Genomic DNA, 19,037 nt, shown 5'->3' with positions numbered 1-19,037 from the left:
GGACCCCGAATGCGACCCTCTGGCCGCGCGCTCGATCAAATGCGCGAGATTTCCATCGAAACCGACTTCACCCGCCACGCGGAAGGCTCGTGCCTGATCAAGTGCGGTGAAACCCACGTACTGTGCACCGCCTCGCTTGAGGAGCGCGTGCCGCCGTTCCTGAAAAACTCCGGCCTCGGCTGGGTCACCGCCGAGTACGGCATGCTGCCCCGCGCCACCAACACCCGGATGCGCCGCGAGGCGAAGAACGGCCAGTCCGGCCGCACGCAAGAGATCCAGCGCCTGATCGGCCGGGCCCTGCGGGCCGGTGTCGATCGCGTTGCCTTGGGCGAACGCCAGATCACCGTCGACTGCGACGTGATTCAGGCCGATGGCGGCACCCGCTGCGCCTCGATCACCGGCGGCTGGATCGCGCTGCGTCTTGCGGTCAACAAGCTGATGAAGGCCGGCGACATCATCACCGACCCGCTGGTCGACCCGGTCGCCGCCGTGTCCTGCGGCATCTACGCCGGCCAGCCGGTGCTGGACCTCGACTACCCGGAAGACAGCGAAGCGGGCGTCGACGGCAACTTCGTCCTGACCGGCTCGGGCCGCATGGTCGAGGTTCAGATGTCCGCCGAAGGCGCAACCTTCTCGACGGACGAGATGTCGGAACTGCTTGGCCTTGCCCAGAAGGGCGTCGGCGAGCTGGTGGCGGCCCAGAAGGCTGCGGTGTCCTGATGCGGCGCTTCGACGGCGACAAGCTGGTCATCGCCTCGCACAACGCGGGCAAAATCCGCGAGATCCGGGCGCTGCTGGAACCCTTCGGGGTCTCGGTCGCCTCGGCCGCCGACTACGGGCTCGAAGAACCCGCCGAGACCGAAGACACCTTTGCCGGAAACGCCCGTATCAAGGCGCATTTCGCGGCAAAGGGCACCGGTCTTCCGGCACTGAGCGATGACAGCGGCATCACCGTCGACGCCTTGGGCGGCCAGCCCGGTGTTTATACAGCCGACTGGGCCGAAACCCCGAACGGCCGCGATTTTCCGATGGCGATGACCAAGGTCTGGACCATGCTGGAAGACCGAGACGCCGAGACGCCGCGCACCGCCGCCTTCAATTGCACGCTTTGCCTCGCGTGGCCGGATGGCCATGACGAGATCTTCGAGGGCAAGGTCACGGGTCAGGTCGTCTGGCCGATGCGCGGGGCGCAGGGCTTCGGGTTCGACCCGATCTTCCTGCCCGACGGCGAATCCGAGACCTTCGGAGAAATGGACCCGAAGAAAAAGCACGAGATGTCGCACCGCGCCGACGCCTTCGCCAAACTGGTTGCGGGCTGCTTTGCCTGAAAACTGGCAGGCTGGCGGCTTCGGGCTGTACGTGCACTGGCCATTCTGCCAGTCGAAATGCCCCTACTGCGACTTCAATTCCCACGTCGCCGCGCACATAGATCAGGCTCGGTGGCGTGACGCCTACCTGACAGACCTCGCCCGTTCCGCCGCCGAAACACCCGACCGCGTGCTGTCGACCGTCTTCTTCGGTGGTGGCACGCCCAGCCTGATGGACCCCGAAACCGTCGGCGCGATCCTCGAAGCCATCGGCAAACACTGGACGCTGGCCAACGATCTTGAAGTCACGCTTGAAGCCAACCCCGGCTCGGTCGAGGCAGGCCGTTTCCGCGCTTACCGCGATGCCGGGGTGAACCGGGTGTCGATGGGGGTTCAGGCGCTGAACGACACCGACCTGAAGGCCCTTGGCCGCCTGCATTCCGTCGCCGAGGCCCGCGCCGCCTTTGACGTTGCGCGCTCGACCTTCGATCGCGTCAGCTTTGACCTGATCTACGCCCGGCAGAACCAGACCCTCGACGCGTGGCGCGCGGAACTCACCGAAGCCCTGTCCATGAGCCTCGACCATCTGTCGCTGTATCAACTGACGATCGAGGACGGCACAGCCTTCGGCGCGCGGTACGAACGCGGCTTGCTGCGTGGGCTTCCCGACGACGACAGCGCCGCAGACATGTACTTCGCGACACAGGACATCGCCGAAGCGCACGGCCTGCCCGCTTACGAAATCTCCAACCATGCCCGCCCCGGCGCCGAATCCCGGCACAACAAGGTCTATTGGCACTCCGGCGACTGGATCGGCGTTGGCCCGGGTGCGCACGGCCGCCTTAGCCTTGACGGTATACGCATCGCGACCGACACGCCGCTTGCGCCTGGAAAATGGTTGGAGCTTGTGGAAGCAAAGGGCAGCGGAGAACAGTCGCGCAGTCACGTCCCTACCGAAGAACAGGCCACAGAATACCTCATGATGGGTCTAAGGCTGTCCGAAGGCATAGATCTGGTACGTTACCGCGCCATTGGCGGTACACTTCCCGATCTGACGAACCTGACCGACCTTGGTCTGATCGAACAGGAAAACGACACCCTCCGAATCACCCGCGAAGGTCGCCCCCTGCTTAACGCCATATTGCGAGAGCTGATCCCCTAGCTTCTTCTGTCTGGAAATATCCCGGGGGAAAGCCCGCAGGGCTTGGGGGCAGAGCCCCCGTCCCGCTTACCGCCCGCGCGACAGCACCTGGCAAAGCTCGTCCAGTTCCTCAAGCGTCGCATACTCGATGGTGACGCGACCCGCCTCGCCGCCCGGCTTGTGGTCGATCCGGGTCTTCATCCCGATCGCCGCGGACAGATCGGATTCCAGCGCGCGCGTGTCCGCGTCCTTTTCCGAACTGGACGGCGCGCTATCGCGTTTCGGCGCCGGTGGCTCGGCGGCCTTCTTCGCCAGCTTCTCGGTTTCGCGCACCGAAAGCCCCTTGGCCACCACCTGCCGCGCCAGTTCCAGCGGGTTGTCGGTGGTGATCAGCGCCCGCGCATGACCGGCGGACAGCGTGCCGTCCGACAGCATGTCCTGCACCTCGATCGGCAGGTTCAGCAACCGCATCGAGTTCGCGATATGGCTGCGGCTTTTCCCCAGCGCCTCGGCGATCTTTTCCTGCGTATGGCCGAACCGCTCCATCAGCTGACGATAGCCCGCGGCTTCTTCCACGGGGTCCAGATCGGCACGCTGGATGTTCTCGATGATCGCGACTTCCAGCACTTCGGTATCGTTGTACTGGCGCACGATGGCCGGAACCTCGTGCAACCGCGCGATCTGCGAGGCGCGCCAGCGGCGTTCGCCCGCGACGATCTCGTACATTCCGTCCTCGACGGCACGCAGGATCAGCGGCTGGATCACCCCGCGTTCCTCGATGGATTTCGCCAGTTCGTGCAGCTGGTCCTCGGTGAATTTGCGGCGCGGCTGGTCCGGGTTCGGGCGGATCTGTTCGATCGGGATCATCCGCTCGGCCGCCGGCGCCTTCGCCGTTCCGTCCGTCGCGGTCGTCGTCGGTGGCACATCCGCCATCAGCGCCGACAATCCGCGGCCCAGGCCTCTCGCCTTTTTCTCTGCCATGACGTTACCCCTTATTTCGCGGTGGCTTTGTGCCGGGACACCAATTCTTGTGCCAGCGCCCGATAGGCGTGGCTCCCTTTCGAGGACGGATCGTAATCCAGCACCGGGATTGCGAATGACGGCGCCTCGCTGACCCGCACGTTTCGCGGAACCACGGTGTTGAAGACAAGCTCGCCAAGGTTCGTCCGCGCATCGCTTTCGACCTGTTGCGACAGGTTGTTCCGCCCGTCGTACATCGTCAGCACGACGCCTTCGATCCGCAGATCGGGGTTCGCGGACCCACGCACCTCGCGGATCGTCAGCATCAACTGCGACAGCCCTTCCAGCGCGAAGAATTCCGACTGCAACGGCACAAGGACCGAATGCGCCGCAACCATTGCGTTGACGGTCAGCAGGCTCAGCGACGGAGGGCAATCGATCAGGATGTAATCCAGATTGTAGCGGTCGATCGCCGGCTGCCGCAAAGCGTCATGCAGCAGGAACGACCGCTTTTCGTTCGCCACCATCTCGATATCGGCCGAGCTTAGGTCGGTTGTCGCCGGTGCGATCCAGAACCCATCGATATCTGTCGGCAGGATCACGTCTTCCAACTCGGAATCTTCAAGCAGAAGGTCATAGGTCGTGTGCGTCCGCTCGTCGGGCTCGATCCCCAAACCCGTCGACGCGTTGCCCTGCGGATCAAGATCCACCAGCAATACGTTGTAACCGTCGTCCACCAGCGCGGCGCCTAGGTTGATAGCCGTGGTGGTCTTTCCGACGCCGCCCTTCTGGTTGGCGATGGCGATGATTTTGGGGGTCTTGGGGCGAATGGCGTCAAGCACGCGAGATGTCTCCGACAACGAGAATCGCAGATCCGGGATGGGTGGGGCTCGGCCTGTTGTCGACCGAGAACCGGAAGGTTTCAAGCGCCTCGTCGACCTCTTGCCGCCAGGTCTCCCCTTTCAGGAAAACGCCGCGTCCTTCGGGTGACAGGTGCCGTTCGCAATGGCCCAGCAGCAGCTTCAACGGCGACAATGCGCGTGCGGACACAAAGTCGGCGTTCTGCGGCGGCGTATCCTCGATCCGGCGCGACAGCACGCCCATCGGGATCTGCAGCTGCGTTGCCAGCGTTCTTAGGAAAGACGCTTTGCGCACGTCGGACTCGATACAGGTCACCTGAAGCTCGGGCGCCAGTTCTGCCGCAAGGATCGCAACGACCGCACCGGGGAAGCCGCCGCCGCTGCCCATGTCCACCCAACGGCCGGATTTCGGGTTTGCAGCGGTATAGGCCGCAGCGGAATCAAGGAAATGACGGTCCCACAGGTCATCCAGCGTGGATTTCGCGACAAGATTGATTGTCGGGTTCCACTTGCGGATCAGCGCGGCGTAGGTGTCGAGGCGGTCCAATGTTTCACGTGAAACATCGACATGCGCTTTCAGCGCCGATTCCCCGGCGCTCATGCTGATTTCTTGCGGTCAGCCTGCCGCAGTTTTGCAAGGATCAGCGTCAACGCCGCTGGAGTCATGCCTTCCACCCTGCCCGCCTGGGCGATGGTTTCGGGGCGCACGCGCTGAAGCTTTGCCGACAGTTCGTTCGACAACCCTTGCATCCCTTCGTAAACGAAACTTGCGGGAATATGGGTTTCCTCGTCCCGACGCATTGCCTCAACGTCCTGCGCTTGCCGCGCAACGTAGTTGGCATACAGCGCATCACGGGAAATCTGTTCACGGATCTCTGGCGTGATCGCATCGACATCGTCGCTCAGACCGTCAAGCTGGTCGAAACTGATGTCCGGGAAGGCCAAAAGCTCGAACCCGTTGCGGCGCCGGCCGTCTTGCCCAACTGGCATACCGTGTTCAGCCGCCTCGCGCGGCGACAGCGACAGCGCTTCTAGCGCCGCTTTGCCCGCCTCAAGCGCCTCGCGCTTCTGTTCGAAGGCCTCGCGACGCGTTTCGCCGACGCAGCCGATGTCGATCCCCAAGGGCGTCAGACGCTGGTCAGCATTGTCCGCACGCAAAGAAAGACGGAACTCGGCCCGCGAAGTGAACATCCGATAGGGTTCCGACACGCCGCGCGTCACAAGATCGTCGATCATCACGCCGATATACGACTTGTCGCGGGTCAGGATCACCGAATCCTCGCCGTGCACAGACCGCGCCGCGTTCAAACCGGCCACAAGGCCTTGCGCCGCCGCCTCTTCGTACCCGGTGGTGCCGTTGATCTGCCCCGCAAGGAACAGGCCCGGCACATCCATCAGTTCCAGCGAAGACCGCAGCGCGCGCGGATCGACGTAATCGTATTCGATGGCATAGCCCGGCTGCAGGATCTTCGCCTGCTCAAGGCCCTTGATCGAGTGAACGTACTCTTCCTGCACTTCGACGGGCAACGAGGTGGAAATCCCGTTCGGATACACAGTCGGATCATCCACACCTTCCGGTTCAAGGAAGATCTGGTGAGAGTCCTTGTCTGCGAACCGCACGACCTTGTCTTCGATCGAGGGACAATACCGCGGGCCGACGCCCTCGATATGACCGCCGTACATCGCCGAACGGTCCAGGTTCGCGCGGATGACCTCGTGCGTGTGTGCGTTGGTATGCGTGATGCCGCAGGACACCTGCGGCGCGACCAGCGTCTTCGACAGGAACGAGAACATCACCGGGTCATCATCGCCGGGCTGGGATTCGAGCCCGTCCCAGTTGATCGTCCGCCCATCAAGGCGCGGTGGTGTGCCGGTTTTCAGACGCCCGAGGGGAAGACCAAAGGAATCGATACGCTCTGCCAATTTGACCGACGGCTTGTCCCCCATGCGGCCACCGGGACGGGACACGTCGCCGATATGGATGACGCCGCGCAGGAAAGTGCCAGTGGTCAGAATAACCGCGCCAGTGCGCATCTCTGACCCGTCGGCCATCACAAGCCCGCAGACGCGGCCGCCGTCCATCAGAAGATCGGTGGCCTCGCCGTACACCAAATCAAGGTTCGGCGCGGCATCGACGGCGGTATGGATCGCGGCGCGGTACAGTTTGCGGTCGGCTTGCGCGCGCGGGCCTTGCACCGCAGGGCCTTTGCGGCGGTTCAAAAGGCGGAACTGGATGCCCGCCTGATCCGCTGCCCACCCCATAACGCCATCCATCGCGTCGATCTCGCGGACAAGGTGACCCTTACCCAAGCCGCCGATCGCCGGGTTGCAGGACATGACGCCGATCCCGTCGCGGGTCAGCGAAATCAAAGCCGTGCGCGCACCCATCCGGGCCGAGGCCAATGCCGCCTCGACACCCGCATGTCCTCCGCCGATCACGGCCACATCGAAATCAGAATGTTTCACGTGAAACACTCCTCACTTTCCCAGACAAAAACTCGCGAAGATCTCGTCGAGTATATGTTCAACATCAACGCGCCCGACAAGAGCGTCCAACGCAGCAATCCCGCGCCGCAACGCTTCGGCCGCCAGTTCGGATCGCTCGATGCCATAGCGAAGCTCTTGCCCCGCCAGATCCATGAACCCGATAGCTTCTTTCAGCGCAACCCTGTGCCGTTCGCGGATCGCGACCCCGACGCCAGAAGCCCGCTTTTCCAGTATCCCCGCGATTCGGTCAACCAGCGCATCGACCCCCTGCCCGGTCTTCCCCGACACGTCACCATCCTGCGCGTCCGCCTTGCCGGTCAGAACGATGTCGTCCGCTTCAACCGGCAACAGCGGCTGCTCCTCGCGCGAGGCCAGAAGAAAGACGCGCAGGTCCGCCTTGCCCGCACGTTTGCGGGCAAGCTCGATCCCCAGCGTTTCGACCACGTCGTCGCTGTCCCGCAGACCGGCCGTGTCAAGCACGGTCACCGGAAGTCCGCGCAGGTCCATCCGTACCTCTATCACGTCGCGGGTCGTTCCCGCGATCTCCGAGGTGATCGCCGCCTCGCGCCCCGCAAGTCGGTTCAGCAGCGTGGACTTGCCCGCATTGGCAGGTCCAACAATGGCCACCTCGAACCCGTCGCGAACGCGTTCCGCCACCTCGGCGCCGGCGGCTTCCGTATCCAGCTCGGCGCGGACGCCAGCCAGCAAACTGCCGACTTCGGGCGTGACGTCCTCTGGCACTTCTTCGTCAGCGAAATCGATGGTCGCTTCCAACAGCGCGGCCGCGCGGATCAGGCGCACCCGCCAGCTTTCGACCTTGGCGCCCAGCGCACCGGAAAACACGCGCATCGCCTGAACACGCTGCGCTTCGGTCTCGGCCTCGATCAGGTCGCCCAGCCCTTCGACCTCGGCAAGGTCCAGCCGCTCGTTCACCAATGCACGCCGTGTGAATTCGCCCGGGTCAGCCAACCGCAACCCAATGTCCGACAGCCGACGCTGAACGGCAGCGACGATGGCTGGGCTTCCGTGTAAATGAAACTCTGCGACAGCCTCGCCGGTAAAGCTGTGGCCTTCGTCGAAGACCAAGACCAGCGCCTGGTCGATCAGGGCGCCATCCGCATCGCGCACGGGACGCACCGAGGACACCCGCGCCGCAGGTACGCCGCCGCATAGCTGACGGACGGCATCATGCGCATCCGGACCAGAGACCCGAATAACGGCAACGCCCGCTTTTCCGCGGGCGCTGGCAAGGGCATAAATCGTGTCCATTACGAACAACTCATTGTTTTAGAACAACAAGTTAGGTGTTCATCGAATCGAAGAACTCGCCGTTGCTCTTGGTCTGCTTCAGCTTGGACAGCAGGAACTCGATCGCGTCCGTGGTGCCCATCGGGTTCAGGATGCGGCGCAGGACATAGGTCTTTTGCAGATCCTTGCTGTCGACCAGCAGATCCTCTTTCCGGGTGCCGGATTTGAGGATGTCCATCGCCGGGTACACGCGCTTGTCGGCGACCTTGCGGTCCAGCACGATTTCCGAGTTACCCGTACCCTTGAACTCTTCGAAGATGACTTCGTCCATCCGGCTGCCGGTGTCGATCAGCGCGGTGGCGATGATGGTCAGCGAGCCGCCTTCCTCGATGTTCCGCGCGGCGCCGAAGAACCGCTTGGGGCGTTGCAGGGCATTCGCGTCGACACCGCCGGTCAGCACCTTGCCCGACGACGGGACGACGGTGTTGAACGCACGGCCCAGACGGGTGATCGAGTCCAGCAGGATGACGACGTCGCGCTTGTGCTCGACAAGGCGCTTGGCCTTCTCGATCACCATGTCCGACACGGCGACGTGACGGGTTGCGGGTTCGTCGAAGGTCGACGAGATGACCTCGCCCTTCACGGACCGCTGCATGTCGGTGACTTCCTCGGGGCGTTCGTCGATCAGCAGGACGATCAGATAGCACTCGGGGTGGTTCGCCTCGATCGAGTGGGCGATGTTCTGCAGCAGAACGGTTTTACCCGTCCGCGGCGGCGCCACGATCAGCGAACGCTGACCCTTCCCGATCGGTGCGACAAGGTCGATGATGCGGGCCGAGCGATCCTTGATGGTGGGATCTTCGATCTCCATCTTCAGGCGCTCGTCGGGATACAGCGGCGTCAGGTTGTCGAAGGCGACCTTGTGGCGCGCCTTTTCCGGGTCTTCGAAGTTGATCGTCTCGACCGTCGTCAGCGCGAAGTAGCGTTCGTTTTCGGACGGGCCACGGATCACGCCGCTGACGGTATCGCCGGTCCGCAGCGAATACTGGCGGATCATGTCGGGCGACACGTAGATATCATCGGGACCCGGCAGATAGTTCGCCTCGGGCGAGCGCAAGAAGCCGAACCCGTCCTGCAGAACCTCCAGCACGCCGTCGCCACCGATTTCCCAGCCCTCTTCCGCCTGTTCGCGGAGGATCTGGAACATCATGTCGCCTTTGCGCATGGTCGAGGCGTTCTCGATCTCCAGCTCTTCCGCCATGGACAGCAGGTCCTTGGGGCTTTTCGCCTTGAGATCGGACAGATTCAGTCGTTCAACATTCATCGGGATACATCCATAGGACCGGCCTGAAGCGGCACGCGGTCATATTCGGGTCGGGAAATTCGGACAGCCGGACGGCTGCGATGGCGGACAAATAAGCGTCCGGACCTTCCGAGTCAATCTGTTCCGGGTCGAACCGCGCCCAAGCCCCCTAAGAAGGCAGCATCAGAACCGCACGATGACCGAGATGACGATGACGATCATCAGAAGCGTCGGAAGCTCGTTCATCATCCGATAGGTGCGACCGGCGCGGGTGTTGGTGCCCTTTTCAAAGTCCTTGCGCCGGTATCCCAGCCAGTGATGGAACCACGTCATCGCAAGAACCGAAGCCGCCTTGGTCCACGGCCAGACGTCGCCCCAGTAGACAACCCCCGGGGTGAAGACGAGCATCAGACCGAACACCCATGTCGCGATCATCGCCGGGTTCATGATCGCTCGAAGCAGCCGGCGTTCCATGACCTGGAACATTTCATCGGTCTTGCCGCCCTGTTCTACCTGTTCGACGTGATAGACGTACAGCCTTGGCAGATAAAACAACCCTGCCATCCACGCGATGACCGAGATGACATGCAGGCTTTTCGTCCAAGGATAGAACGAAGACAGGAAATCCTGGATCATGGGTGGGTCCCTTTCCGCGATCTCCTCTCTCTTAAATAAATATATAAGAAAGAAAAGTTGATGATTATGTAGGGGCTGTGGGCAATGTGGATTAACGATTTTTCCGGCGCCTTATCCCCTGCGGAAAACTTTCGGACGTTCACGTCGCAACGATTGTGGATCGTCTAAAAATGTCATTGTTTTCAAATGTTTAATCATTTAATTCCGCAAGGTCAAATTGTGGAAAACAGCCTGCATAAATTTCTGGTTTCTTGGATTTTCACAGCGCGGGAACATTAATTTTCCAGCCGGGATAAAAGGTTGAGGAATGTCGGAGGACTCGCGATCCATCCCGTGACAGGTCGTCATGGCCCTGTTACCCAGACGTCGTCCCCTGAACCACACAGACTTCATCCACAGACTTGCCCTCATGACCCATCCGATCGTTCTTGCGTCGGGCTCTGAAATCCGGGCCGACCTGCTGCGCAACGCCGGTGTCCCGTTCACCGTGGATCGCATCCGCGTGGACGAAGAGATGATCCGCGAGGCCATGCTGGCCGAAGGCGCGACCCCGCGCGAGATTGCCGATGCGCTGGCCGAGGCCAAAGCCCGCCGGGGCAGCGCACGCAATCCCGGCGCGCTGGTGATCGGCTGCGATCAGGTGCTGGATTTCGAGGGCACCGTGATATCGAAGCCCGCAACGTCAGAGGATGTTCGCGCCCAGCTGGCCGCGCTGAACGGAAAACGTCATGCGCTGTTGTCCGCCGCGGTCATTTATCTTGATGGCCAGCCCCAGTGGCGCAACATCGGCATGGTGCGGATGCAGATGCGCCAGTGTTCCGACGCTTGGCTTGACGACTATGTATCGCGCAACTGGGACAGCATCCGGCATTCCGTGGGGGGATACAAACTCGAGGAAGAGGGCGCCCGGCTGTTCAATCGCGTCGAAGGTGATTATTTCACCGTACTTGGACTGCCCCTTCTGGAACTGCTGGGGTATCTGACGCTCAGGGAGGCCCTGCCTGGATGACTGAACTTCCTAGAATTCCGCTGGCCGGTGTCATCGGGTCGCCGGTTGCGCATAGCCGGTCGCCCGTGCTGCACCAGCACTGGCTGAAACGATACGGCCTTGCCGGCCATTTCATCCCGATGGACATCGCCCACGCCGATCTGGCCGAGGCGATCCGCCTTCTGCCGCGGCTGGGGTTCGTCGGCGTGAACGTGACGATCCCGCACAAGGAACTGATGCTGTCTTTGGCCGACCTTGTGACCGACCGCGCTGCGCTGATCGGGGCAGCGAACACGCTGATCTTCCGGCAAGACGGCAAGATCCACGCTGACAACACGGACGGTTACGGTTTTATCGAGAACCTGCGCCAGAACGCACCGCACTGGGCCCCGACCAGCGGCCCGGCCGCCGTTATCGGTGCGGGCGGTGCGGCCCGCGCCGTCGTCGCCTCGCTGATCGAAGCGGGCGTGCCCGAGATCCGGCTGACCAACCGCTCGCGGTCGCGGGCGGATGCGTTGCGCAGCGATCTTGGCAACAAGATCACCGTTTACGAATGGGTTCAGGCCGGGAACATCCTTGAAGACGCGGTCACCGTGGTGAACACGACGTCTTTGGGGATGGTCGGCAAGCCCGAGTTCCGCGTGCCGCTGGACGGTCTGTCGCCGAACGCGGTTGTGAACGACCTTGTCTACACGCCGCTGGAAACCGGCTTTCTTCGGCAGGCCGCCGCAATGGGGTGCACCACGGTCGACGGGCTGGGGATGCTGCTGCATCAGGCCGCGCCCGCGTTCGAACGGTTCTTTGGCGTGCGCCCCGAGGTCGACGAGGACCTGCGGCAGGCCGTTCTGGGGTGACCCGGCCCTTCGTCATCGGTTTGACCGGTTCGATCGGGATGGGAAAATCCACGACCGCCCGGATGTTCGCGGACGAAGGTGTGCCGGTCTGGGACGCCGACGCGGCGGTTCACCGGCTGTACGCGAAGGGCGGCGCGGCTGTGGATCCGATGCGGGGCATCCGGCCGCAGGCTGTCGTTGGCGGCGAAGTTGACCGGTCAGAGCTGAAACGCTGGATAGCGTCGGACCCCGACGCGCTGAAGCGGATCGAATCTGTGGTTCATCCGCTGGTGGCCGCGGATCGCGAGGCTTTCCTTGCCGAAACGGATGCGCCGATCGTGCTGCTGGATATCCCGCTGCTGTTCGAAAACGGCGCGGCCGGTGTCGATGTGACGGTCGTCGTCTCGGCCCCCGAAGACATGCAACGCGAACGGGTTCTTGCGCGCGGCACAATGACCGAAGCGCAGTTCGAGGCGATCCGCGCCAAGCAGATGCCCGATGCGGAAAAGCGGGCGCGGGCGGACTATGTGATCCAGACGCTGACCCTTGAAGACGCGCGGGCGCAGGTGCAATCCTGCCTACAGGACATCAGGAGACGGGCCGATGCGTGAAATCGTGATGGATACGGAAACCACCGGGTTCGAGCCTGAATCCGGCGACCGGATCGTCGAAATCGGCGGTGTCGAGCTGTGGAACCACATGCCGACGGGCCGTACCTATCACCAGTACATCAACCCCGAACGCGACATGCCCGAAGAAGCGTTTCAGGTGCATGGGCTGTCCGAAGAATTCCTGTCCGACAAGCCCAAGTTCGCCGAGATCGGGGATGCCTTCGTTGAATTCGTCGGTGATGCGAAACTGGTGATCCACAACGCGACCTTCGACATGAAGTTCATCAACGCCGAACTGCGCTGGATGGGCCGCCCTACCCTGCCCGACAGTCAGGCGCTGGATACGCTGGCGATCGCGCGGAAAAAGTTTCCCGGCTCGCCCGCCTCGCTGGATGCTTTGTGCCGTCGCTTTGGCATCGACAACTCGTCCCGGACCCTGCACGGCGCGCTTCTTGACTCGGAAATTCTGGCCGAGGTGTATCTTGAACTGATCGGCGGGCGGCAGCCCGGGCTGGTTTTGGACACGTCCGGTGCTTCGGGTGGGACCGGCGGCGGCAACGACTGGCGTCCAAGGCCGCGCCCCGAACCCCTGCCCCCGCGTATTCACGCCGAAGAGGCCGAGGCGCACGCGAAATTCGTCGAAGCCTTGGGCGAAGGCAGTGTTTGGGCGAAGTACGCGGCGAAGTAAGCGCGCACTGCAAAAAGAAAGGCGCGCTTGAAAGCGCGCCCTACTCGGTCATTCATATCGCTTGGATCAGGACAGCTTCTGATCGGCTTCCGCCGCTGCGGCCTGCTGCTGCATCCGCTGCGCAATCTGCTGGCGATAGATCGCGACGAAGTCGACGTTGTCCAGGTTCACCGGCGGGAAGCCCCCGTCGCGGGTCATGTCGGACACGATGCGGCGCGCGAACGGGAACAGCATCCGCGGGCATTCGATCATCAGGAACGGGTGCATCTGTTCGTCCGGCACGTTGTCGATGTGGAACAGGCCTGCATAGTCCAGCTCCATCACGAACAGCGTGTCGTCGGTGCCTTCGTTCTTCGACGTCACAGTGTACTTGGTCGAAACCTCGTACTGCCCTTCAGTCGGGCGGCGTTTCGCGTCCAGACCGACCTGAACCGAAATCTGCGGCTTCACGTCGCCCGAAAGACCCTTTTGCGAAAGGATATTCTCGAACGAAAGGTCGCGGATGAATTGGGCCAGGATCCGCATCTGCGGTGCCTTGGGCTGGGCTTGTGCGGCGTCGCCATTAGTGGCCGGCGCCGTTGTTTCGCCATTCTCGGCCATGATTTTCTCCCCTCGGATCAAAATTCTGTTGGGAAGGCGTTTACCAGCAAGCCGTCATGGCCTCAATGCCGAGTCCAGCCCGAGTCGCCCGGCTTGCCACTGCCCTGCGGCGGCGTGACGTCGGTGTAATCGCCGTCGATGACGTTGCCGCGCGGGCCGGAGGACCGTCCGGCGCCCGGGCCGTTGGTGGTGTGCGCGCTGCGCGTCTCAAAATGCTGCACTTTCACCCGCTTGCGGATGTAGTCAAAAACGACCGACCGCACGCCCGGAACCAGCAGCAGGAAACCCACCGCATCCGTGAAGAAACCCGGCGTCAGAAGCATCGCACCCGAGAACAGGATCATCGCGCCATGCGCCAAAGGCTCTGACGGGTCATCGAGTTCGTTGAACGATCTCTTGACGTTGGACAGCGCCATCGCCCCCTGCTGGCGCACCAACCAAGTGCCGATGATCGCGGTCACCACGACGACGGTCAGTGTCGGCCACAGACCGATCAGCCCGCCCACCTGGATGAACAGCGCGATCTCGATCAGGGGAACCGCGACGAAAAGCGCGAAAAGCCACATGATATCCTCGTGTAACGACTTTCTCCTGCGGTGGACTTGCTGACCACCAGTGCTTACATATGTGCGGCAAGTGGCAAATGCCACCAAGAGCACCCCGAAAGCGCGTCTTCATAGCGCCGTCAGAAAGAGGTACGATGAGCTCCGCGATCATTCAGTTGTTGGTTCTGGCCGGTATTGCGGTCTTTCTAATCCTGCGCCTGCGCAACGTGCTTGGAACCCGCGAAGGGTTCGAAAAGCCGCGCGTTCAGGCGCCTGAACAGCAGCGCCGCGAAGCCCCCGAGTTCGAGGTGATCGAAGGCGGCCCTGACCGCGATATCATCGACCACGTCGAAGACGGCTCTGACGACGCGCACGCGCTCGCCGCGATGAAGATGATCGAGCCCGGGTTCTCGGTCACCGAATTCCTGCAAGGCGCGCGCGGCGCGTACGAGATGATCCTGATGGCGTTCGAGAAGGGCGAGATCGACGATATCGCCGGCTTCCTTGGCGACGATGTTCACCAGACCTTCGTCGACGTGATTGGCACGCGCGAAGATCAGGGCCTGACGATCGAGGCGAATTTCATCGGCGTGCGTGAAACCAGCCTGGTGAACGCCGCGTTCGACCGCGACACTCAGGAAGCCGAAATCACTGTCCGCTTCGTGGGCGAGCTGACCTCTGCCGTTCGCAACAAGGCGGGCGAGATCATCGAAGGCGATCCGAACCAGATCAAGCGCCAGCGCGACACCTGGACCTTCGCGCGGGTGATGGGGTCGAACGACCCGAACTGGAAACTGGTCGCGACCGGGGAATGATCCGCGGTGTCCTGGCATTCGCACTCGGCGCGGTTCTGACCGTGTCGGGTCCCGCCGGGGCGCAGGAGGATACCACCTACACCGTTCTGTCCTTTGACGAGCTGAAAGGATGGGAATTCGACGACCACGCCGCCGCGCTAGAGGTGTTCCAGGAAACCTGCACCGACATGCGCGACCCGGACTGGCTGTCGCTGTGCGCGCTGGCCACGAACCAGAAGAACGCCCGCACCTTCTTTGAACTGTTCTTCCGCCCCGTCCTGATCGAGGATGGCGAACCCGCGCTGTTCACCGGCTATTTCGAGCCAGAGCTGAACGGCTCGCGCGAGAAGACGGACACATACCGCTATCCCCTGTACCGCAAGCCCGACGATCTGAACGGCCAGCTGTACTATACCCGCCGCCAGATCGAGGAAGACGGCATCCTTGACGGCAAGGGGCTGGAAATCGCATGGGTCGACGACCCTGTCGCGTTGTTTTTCCTGCACGTTCAAGGCTCTGGCCGGGTGAAGTTCGAGGACGGAAGCTATCTTCGCGTCGGATACGCCGACAAGAACGGCCACGAATACAAGTCCGTCGGTCAGGAACTGGTCCGGCGCGGGATCTACAACGTGCACCAAGTCTCTGCACAGGTGATTTCCAACTGGGTCCGGCGCCACCCCGATGCGGGGCGCGAGCTGTTGTGGCACAACCCGTCCTTCGTGTTCTTCCGCGAGGTGACGCAGGTTCCGCCGGAACGCGGGCCGCTGGGGGCAATGAACCGGTCGATCACCGCTTTGCGGTCGATTGCGGTCGATCCGTCCATCGTGAAGCTTGGCTCTCCGGTCTGGATCGAAAAGGCCGGGGCCACGCCGATGCGCCGCCTGATGATCGCGCAGGACACCGGGTCCGCCATCAAGGGCGCGCAACGCGCCGATATCTTCTTCGGCACCGGCACACGCGCGGGCATCACCGCTGGCAAGGCGCGTGATCCGGGACGGATGGTCGTGCTGATGCCGATCCAGCGCGCCTATGCCCTGATTCCCGAGGGCCGCGGATGACCAAACGACGCCCGCGCTCGCTATCCGCGGACGAAGAAGCTCTTTGGGAACGGATCGCGAAACAGACCGATCCGCTGAACCCCAAGCGCAAGGCGACCCCCGCCAAGACCCCTTCGACTCCCAAAGCTCAGCCCAAACCGGACCCGAAGCGGAACGGCACCCCTGTGCCGCCGTTCCGGCTGGGCGAGAAACGGACAGACACCACGCCGCGCCACGACTTTGCGCCCTCCATCGGCGAAAGCCTGTCTTCGGCCCCGATCCACATGGACCGGAAGAAGCACACGCGCATGACGCGCGGCAAGTTGAAGCCCGAAGGCAAGATCGACCTGCACGGCATGACGCTGGCGCAGGCGCATCCGGCGCTGACCCGGTTCCTGTTCGACAGCCATGCGCGGGACCGGCGGCTGGTTCTGGTCATCACCGGCAAGGGTCGCGACCGCGACGACGACGGCCCGATCCCGCAGCGTCGCGGCGTCCTGAAGCATCAGGTTCCGCACTGGCTTCAGTCGGCGCCGCTGAACACGGTCGTTCTTCAGGTGTCAGAGGCGCACCTGAAACATGGTGGCACCGGCGCCTATTACGTCTATCTACGCCGCCGCCGGTAACGCCTGCCGCGCACGGTTCACCGCGAACCAGACGATGACGGACGTGACGATCAGATAGGCCGCGATGCCCCACATCTGCGCCGGGAACGGGATGCCAAGGTCGATCAGCCAACCGGTCAGACCCGGCCCGATGGCAGAGCCCAACACCATGATCGCCGTCACCGCCGACTTGATCGCCCCGATATGGCGCGAGCCGTAGAATTCGGCGCTGAAGCCCGTGACGATGGGGTTCTGCGAACCCTGCATGATGCCGAACAGGATCAACGGCGCGATCATCCAGATCGGCTGAGCCACCAGCGGCGTCAGCACAAAGCATCCGGCCAGCGGCAGTTGGTAGAACGGCAGCAGCCGCCCTGCCCCGACGCGATCCATCAGCCAGCCCGTCCCGAACAGCGAGACGATGGCAGTGACGGTATAGAACGGAAACATCGCGACCAGTTCGACGTGAGCCCAGCCCTTTACCTCGGCAAGGTGGACCTGCTGGAAGAAAAACGCCGTCCCAAAGGCCGGTGGTCCAAGAAGCGCAGGCACCAGAAGCCAGAACAACGGATGGCGCAGCGCCTCGGCCCGGGTCCAGTAACGGCCACCCATGCCCGGCGAAGGATCCTCGGCCGCGATGGACTGTGGCGTGCGTTCCAGTTTCAGAAGGTGGCGGATCAGCGGGATCGCGGCCAGTGGCAGCAATGCCGCGACGACCCACAGCCAGCGCCAGTCGATCACACCCATCATCGCAACGAAGGTGACGGGCAGGATCGCCTCGCCCACGGAAAAGCCCAGCGCCGCCAACGCCACCGCCCGGCCCCGCGTGGCGACGAACCAGCGCGCCATCGCGACATAGGCGATGTGCGACATCATCCCCTGTCCAAGGAATCGCAGCAGAAAAATGGTCAGCGCCAGCGTCGCGACGACCGGCGATAATGCCATCGCCAGACACGCCAGCACCAAAAGCCCCAGCATCCACGGCCCCAGCGCCCGGACCCGGAACCTGTCGGTCAGCGTGCCCGCCCACAGCATGACCCCGGCGCTTGCCATCGTCGACACCGCATAGATCGCACCCCACGCCCCGTGGCTTAGCCCATAGTCCGCGCGGATTTCTCCCGCGAAGATCGAGATGAAAAAAGTCTGACCGAAACTAGAGCATAAGGTCAGGATGGCGCCCGCGGACAGGAACGGCGCGTTCTGACGCAAGAATGAAAGCAATCCCATGCCGCATTGGTTTCAGCCGGTGCGGCAAAAGGGAAGATGCAAACTACTCGACCAGTTCGGTGACCGGAGACAGGATGATCTCTGTCGCGTTGCGAACGGTCAGGATCGTGCCCGGCAACAGCCCCGTTCGACCGCTGCTGTCGCCCGAGAACGCCTGTTCGAAATCCGACACCCGCGAAAACAGATCGATCAGCAGCGGCGAGGTGGCTGCCGTGAAATGCCCGCTGCCCTTGGAAAAGCTGGTGACGTCGATCAGCGTCACATCCAGATCCGACACCGCGTTCGCATCCGCTGTCCCCAGCCTGTTTTCCTGCCCCGTTAGGCGGGCGGACAGGTTCAGGGCCCGGTCGCGTTTCGACACGAAGATCCCGAACGGTTGCGGCAGAGTCTGAAGCCGGCGAGCTTGCGACCGGAACACGTCGACGTCGATGTCAGGAGACATCAGGACAACGCCGGAAATATCCCGTGCCACCGATCCTGGCCGGGCGATGTCGCGCTGGCGCAGGGTCTCCATCACCAGTTGCGAACCCATCGAATGCGCGACGATCACCACGGTCTGCGCGCCAGCCTGCCGAACCTCGGTGATCAGGCGGTCCAGCCCGTCCCGGGCGAACAATGCGCTGTCCCGATCATAGGCATAGCCGAACAGCTTGCCCGCGCTGGGCCACGAATAATGAACCGGCACGGCAGTGATGCCGAAATCGGCGGACAGCTGCGCCAGACGCAGGACACCTTCGTCGAAGGTGTTGTTGAAGCCGTGGACGTAAATGATCGCCTCGCGCGTGCCGCCGGGCACCGCCGCCAGCGCCGCGCCAAGATCGGACCGGAACGCACCGGCGCTGTCATACACGCGGCGGCCCTTGGCAAGGTACTGGGTTTCGGGGTCGATCTCGTCGGTGGCGAAAGGAACATCGCCCAGTTGCCGCTTGGGCGGCACGGTGATGTCGAAGCGCAGATAATAGGGGTCTTCCGAACGCGCGCCCTTGAAGCGGCCAGCGTCCACCGCGCGGGTCGTGGCGACGAAAAGCGACCGCGACGGAAGCTCTGTCACGCCGGGGGCAGAGGTGAACACGATCTGCGCCCGCGGCGCGCAGCCGGCGGCAAGAAGGAAGATGATCAGAACCGCGAACCGCCGCATGGCCGGGACTCCACCAAGGGTCTTGTCCC

21 protein-coding genes are annotated in these 19,037 nt (G+C 63.0%); 10 read left to right on the top strand and 11 right to left on the bottom strand.

Annotation, left to right across the window (positions count from 1 at the left end):
- Positions 1-9: 9 nt before the first annotated feature.
- Genes rph through hemW form a run of 3 tightly spaced genes read left to right on the top strand, consistent with a single transcriptional unit; the run spans position 10 to position 2,469 of the window.
- The gene (rph, locus tag P1K30_RS07505; protein ID WP_275632077.1) at positions 10-720 is read left to right on the top strand and encodes a ribonuclease PH; all 711 of its coding nucleotides are present in this window, start codon (positions 10-12) and stop codon (positions 718-720) included.
- Complete coding sequence (rdgB, locus tag P1K30_RS07500; RefSeq protein ID WP_275632076.1) at positions 720-1,328, top strand: RdgB/HAM1 family non-canonical purine NTP pyrophosphatase; 609 nt, start codon at positions 720-722, stop codon at positions 1,326-1,328. The genes rph and rdgB overlap by 1 nt, the downstream gene beginning before the upstream one ends.
- Positions 1,321-2,469 carry a radical SAM family heme chaperone HemW gene (hemW, locus tag P1K30_RS07495; protein ID WP_275632075.1) on the top strand — a complete coding sequence of 383 codons (1,149 nt, stop codon included), beginning with the start codon at positions 1,321-1,323 and terminating at the stop codon, positions 2,467-2,469. The genes rdgB and hemW overlap by 8 nt, the downstream gene beginning before the upstream one ends.
- A 66-nt stretch (positions 2,470-2,535) precedes the next feature.
- Here the strand turns inward: hemW and P1K30_RS07490 are convergent, their stop codons facing one another.
- From P1K30_RS07490 to hemJ, 7 genes are all read right to left on the bottom strand, one after another.
- A complete protein-coding gene (locus tag P1K30_RS07490; protein ID WP_275632074.1) occupies positions 2,536-3,429 on the bottom strand; it encodes a ParB/RepB/Spo0J family partition protein in 894 nt (297 codons plus the stop codon).
- Between the two features lie 11 nt (positions 3,430-3,440).
- Positions 3,441-4,250 (bottom strand): ParA family protein, encoded by an 810-nt coding sequence (locus tag P1K30_RS07485; protein WP_275632073.1) that lies wholly within the window; start codon positions 4,248-4,250, stop codon positions 3,441-3,443.
- Positions 4,243-4,869, bottom strand: coding sequence for a 16S rRNA (guanine(527)-N(7))-methyltransferase RsmG (gene rsmG / locus P1K30_RS07480; RefSeq protein WP_275632072.1), 627 nt, complete (start codon positions 4,867-4,869; stop codon positions 4,243-4,245). The genes P1K30_RS07485 and rsmG overlap by 8 nt, the downstream gene beginning before the upstream one ends.
- Complete coding sequence (gene mnmG, locus P1K30_RS07475; RefSeq protein WP_275632071.1) at positions 4,866-6,734, bottom strand: tRNA uridine-5-carboxymethylaminomethyl(34) synthesis enzyme MnmG; 1,869 nt, start codon at positions 6,732-6,734, stop codon at positions 4,866-4,868. The genes rsmG and mnmG overlap by 4 nt, the downstream gene beginning before the upstream one ends.
- Positions 6,735-6,746: 12 nt before the next feature.
- Positions 6,747-8,024, bottom strand: a complete 1,278-nt coding sequence (gene mnmE / locus P1K30_RS07470) for a tRNA uridine-5-carboxymethylaminomethyl(34) synthesis GTPase MnmE (RefSeq protein WP_275632070.1) — start codon at positions 8,022-8,024, stop codon at positions 6,747-6,749.
- 31 nt (positions 8,025-8,055) lie between these two features.
- Positions 8,056-9,327 (bottom strand): transcription termination factor Rho, encoded by a 1,272-nt coding sequence (rho, locus tag P1K30_RS07465; RefSeq protein WP_275632069.1) that lies wholly within the window; start codon positions 9,325-9,327, stop codon positions 8,056-8,058.
- A 162-nt stretch (positions 9,328-9,489) separates the two neighbouring features.
- The gene (gene hemJ, locus P1K30_RS07460; protein WP_275632068.1) at positions 9,490-9,942 is read right to left on the bottom strand and encodes a protoporphyrinogen oxidase HemJ; all 453 of its coding nucleotides are present in this window, start codon (positions 9,940-9,942) and stop codon (positions 9,490-9,492) included.
- A 409-nt stretch (positions 9,943-10,351) separates the two neighbouring features.
- On the opposite strand from hemJ, the gene P1K30_RS07455 reads away from it, so the two are divergent.
- The 4 genes from P1K30_RS07455 to dnaQ are packed head-to-tail and all read left to right on the top strand — an operon-like array spanning position 10,352 to position 13,062.
- On the top strand, positions 10,352-10,951 hold the full coding sequence (locus P1K30_RS07455) for a Maf family protein (protein WP_275632067.1): 600 nt from the start codon (positions 10,352-10,354) through the stop codon (positions 10,949-10,951).
- Entirely contained in the window at positions 10,948-11,784 is an 837-nt protein-coding gene (locus P1K30_RS07450; protein ID WP_275632066.1) for a shikimate dehydrogenase, read from the top strand. Before P1K30_RS07455 ends, P1K30_RS07450 begins: the two co-directional genes overlap by 4 nt.
- Positions 11,781-12,374, top strand: a complete 594-nt coding sequence (gene coaE, locus P1K30_RS07445; RefSeq protein ID WP_275632065.1) for a dephospho-CoA kinase — start codon at positions 11,781-11,783, stop codon at positions 12,372-12,374. The genes P1K30_RS07450 and coaE overlap by 4 nt, the downstream gene beginning before the upstream one ends.
- The gene (gene dnaQ / locus P1K30_RS07440) at positions 12,367-13,062 is read left to right on the top strand and encodes a DNA polymerase III subunit epsilon (protein WP_275632064.1); all 696 of its coding nucleotides are present in this window, start codon (positions 12,367-12,369) and stop codon (positions 13,060-13,062) included. Before coaE ends, dnaQ begins: the two co-directional genes overlap by 8 nt.
- Positions 13,063-13,128: 66 nt before the next feature.
- On the opposite strand, the gene secB is transcribed toward dnaQ, so the two are convergent.
- Together secB and P1K30_RS07430 are read right to left on the bottom strand one after the other, a co-directional pair.
- Positions 13,129-13,662: a protein-export chaperone SecB gene (gene secB / locus P1K30_RS07435; protein WP_275632063.1), complete on the bottom strand. Its 534-nt coding sequence runs from the start codon at positions 13,660-13,662 to the stop codon at positions 13,129-13,131.
- Positions 13,663-13,724: 62 nt separating this feature from the next.
- A complete protein-coding gene (locus P1K30_RS07430; RefSeq protein WP_275632062.1) occupies positions 13,725-14,228 on the bottom strand; it encodes an FxsA family protein in 504 nt (167 codons plus the stop codon).
- Between the two features lie 134 nt (positions 14,229-14,362).
- Between P1K30_RS07430 and P1K30_RS07425 the strand changes: the two genes are divergently transcribed.
- From P1K30_RS07425 to P1K30_RS07415, 3 genes are read left to right on the top strand one after another with little or no spacing between them, the layout of a single operon-like run.
- Positions 14,363-15,022 (top strand): Tim44/TimA family putative adaptor protein, encoded by a 660-nt coding sequence (locus P1K30_RS07425; RefSeq protein WP_275632061.1) that lies wholly within the window; start codon positions 14,363-14,365, stop codon positions 15,020-15,022.
- Positions 15,019-16,059, top strand: a complete 1,041-nt coding sequence (gene mltA / locus P1K30_RS07420; protein WP_275632060.1) for a murein transglycosylase A — start codon at positions 15,019-15,021, stop codon at positions 16,057-16,059. The genes P1K30_RS07425 and mltA overlap by 4 nt, the downstream gene beginning before the upstream one ends.
- The gene (locus P1K30_RS07415; RefSeq protein WP_275632059.1) at positions 16,056-16,664 is read left to right on the top strand and encodes a Smr/MutS family protein; all 609 of its coding nucleotides are present in this window, start codon (positions 16,056-16,058) and stop codon (positions 16,662-16,664) included. The genes mltA and P1K30_RS07415 overlap by 4 nt, the downstream gene beginning before the upstream one ends.
- Here P1K30_RS07415 and P1K30_RS07410 read toward each other — a convergent pair.
- Both P1K30_RS07410 and P1K30_RS07405 read right to left on the bottom strand, forming a co-directional pair.
- A complete protein-coding gene (locus P1K30_RS07410; protein ID WP_275632058.1) occupies positions 16,647-17,870 on the bottom strand; it encodes an MFS transporter in 1,224 nt (407 codons plus the stop codon). The two genes, P1K30_RS07415 and P1K30_RS07410, sit on opposite strands and share 18 nt — an antisense overlap.
- Before the next feature lie 43 nt (positions 17,871-17,913).
- Positions 17,914-19,008 carry an alpha/beta hydrolase gene (locus P1K30_RS07405; RefSeq protein WP_275632057.1) on the bottom strand — a complete coding sequence of 365 codons (1,095 nt, stop codon included), beginning with the start codon at positions 19,006-19,008 and terminating at the stop codon, positions 17,914-17,916.
- Positions 19,009-19,037 lie beyond the last annotated feature (29 nt).

It is taken from the genome of Psychromarinibacter halotolerans (assembly GCF_029168315.1).
Lineage (GTDB): Bacteria > Pseudomonadota > Alphaproteobacteria > Rhodobacterales > Rhodobacteraceae > Psychromarinibacter > Psychromarinibacter halotolerans.
The sequence above is the reverse complement of the archived record's forward strand: the minus strand, read 5'-3'. Positions and strand labels throughout refer to the sequence as shown.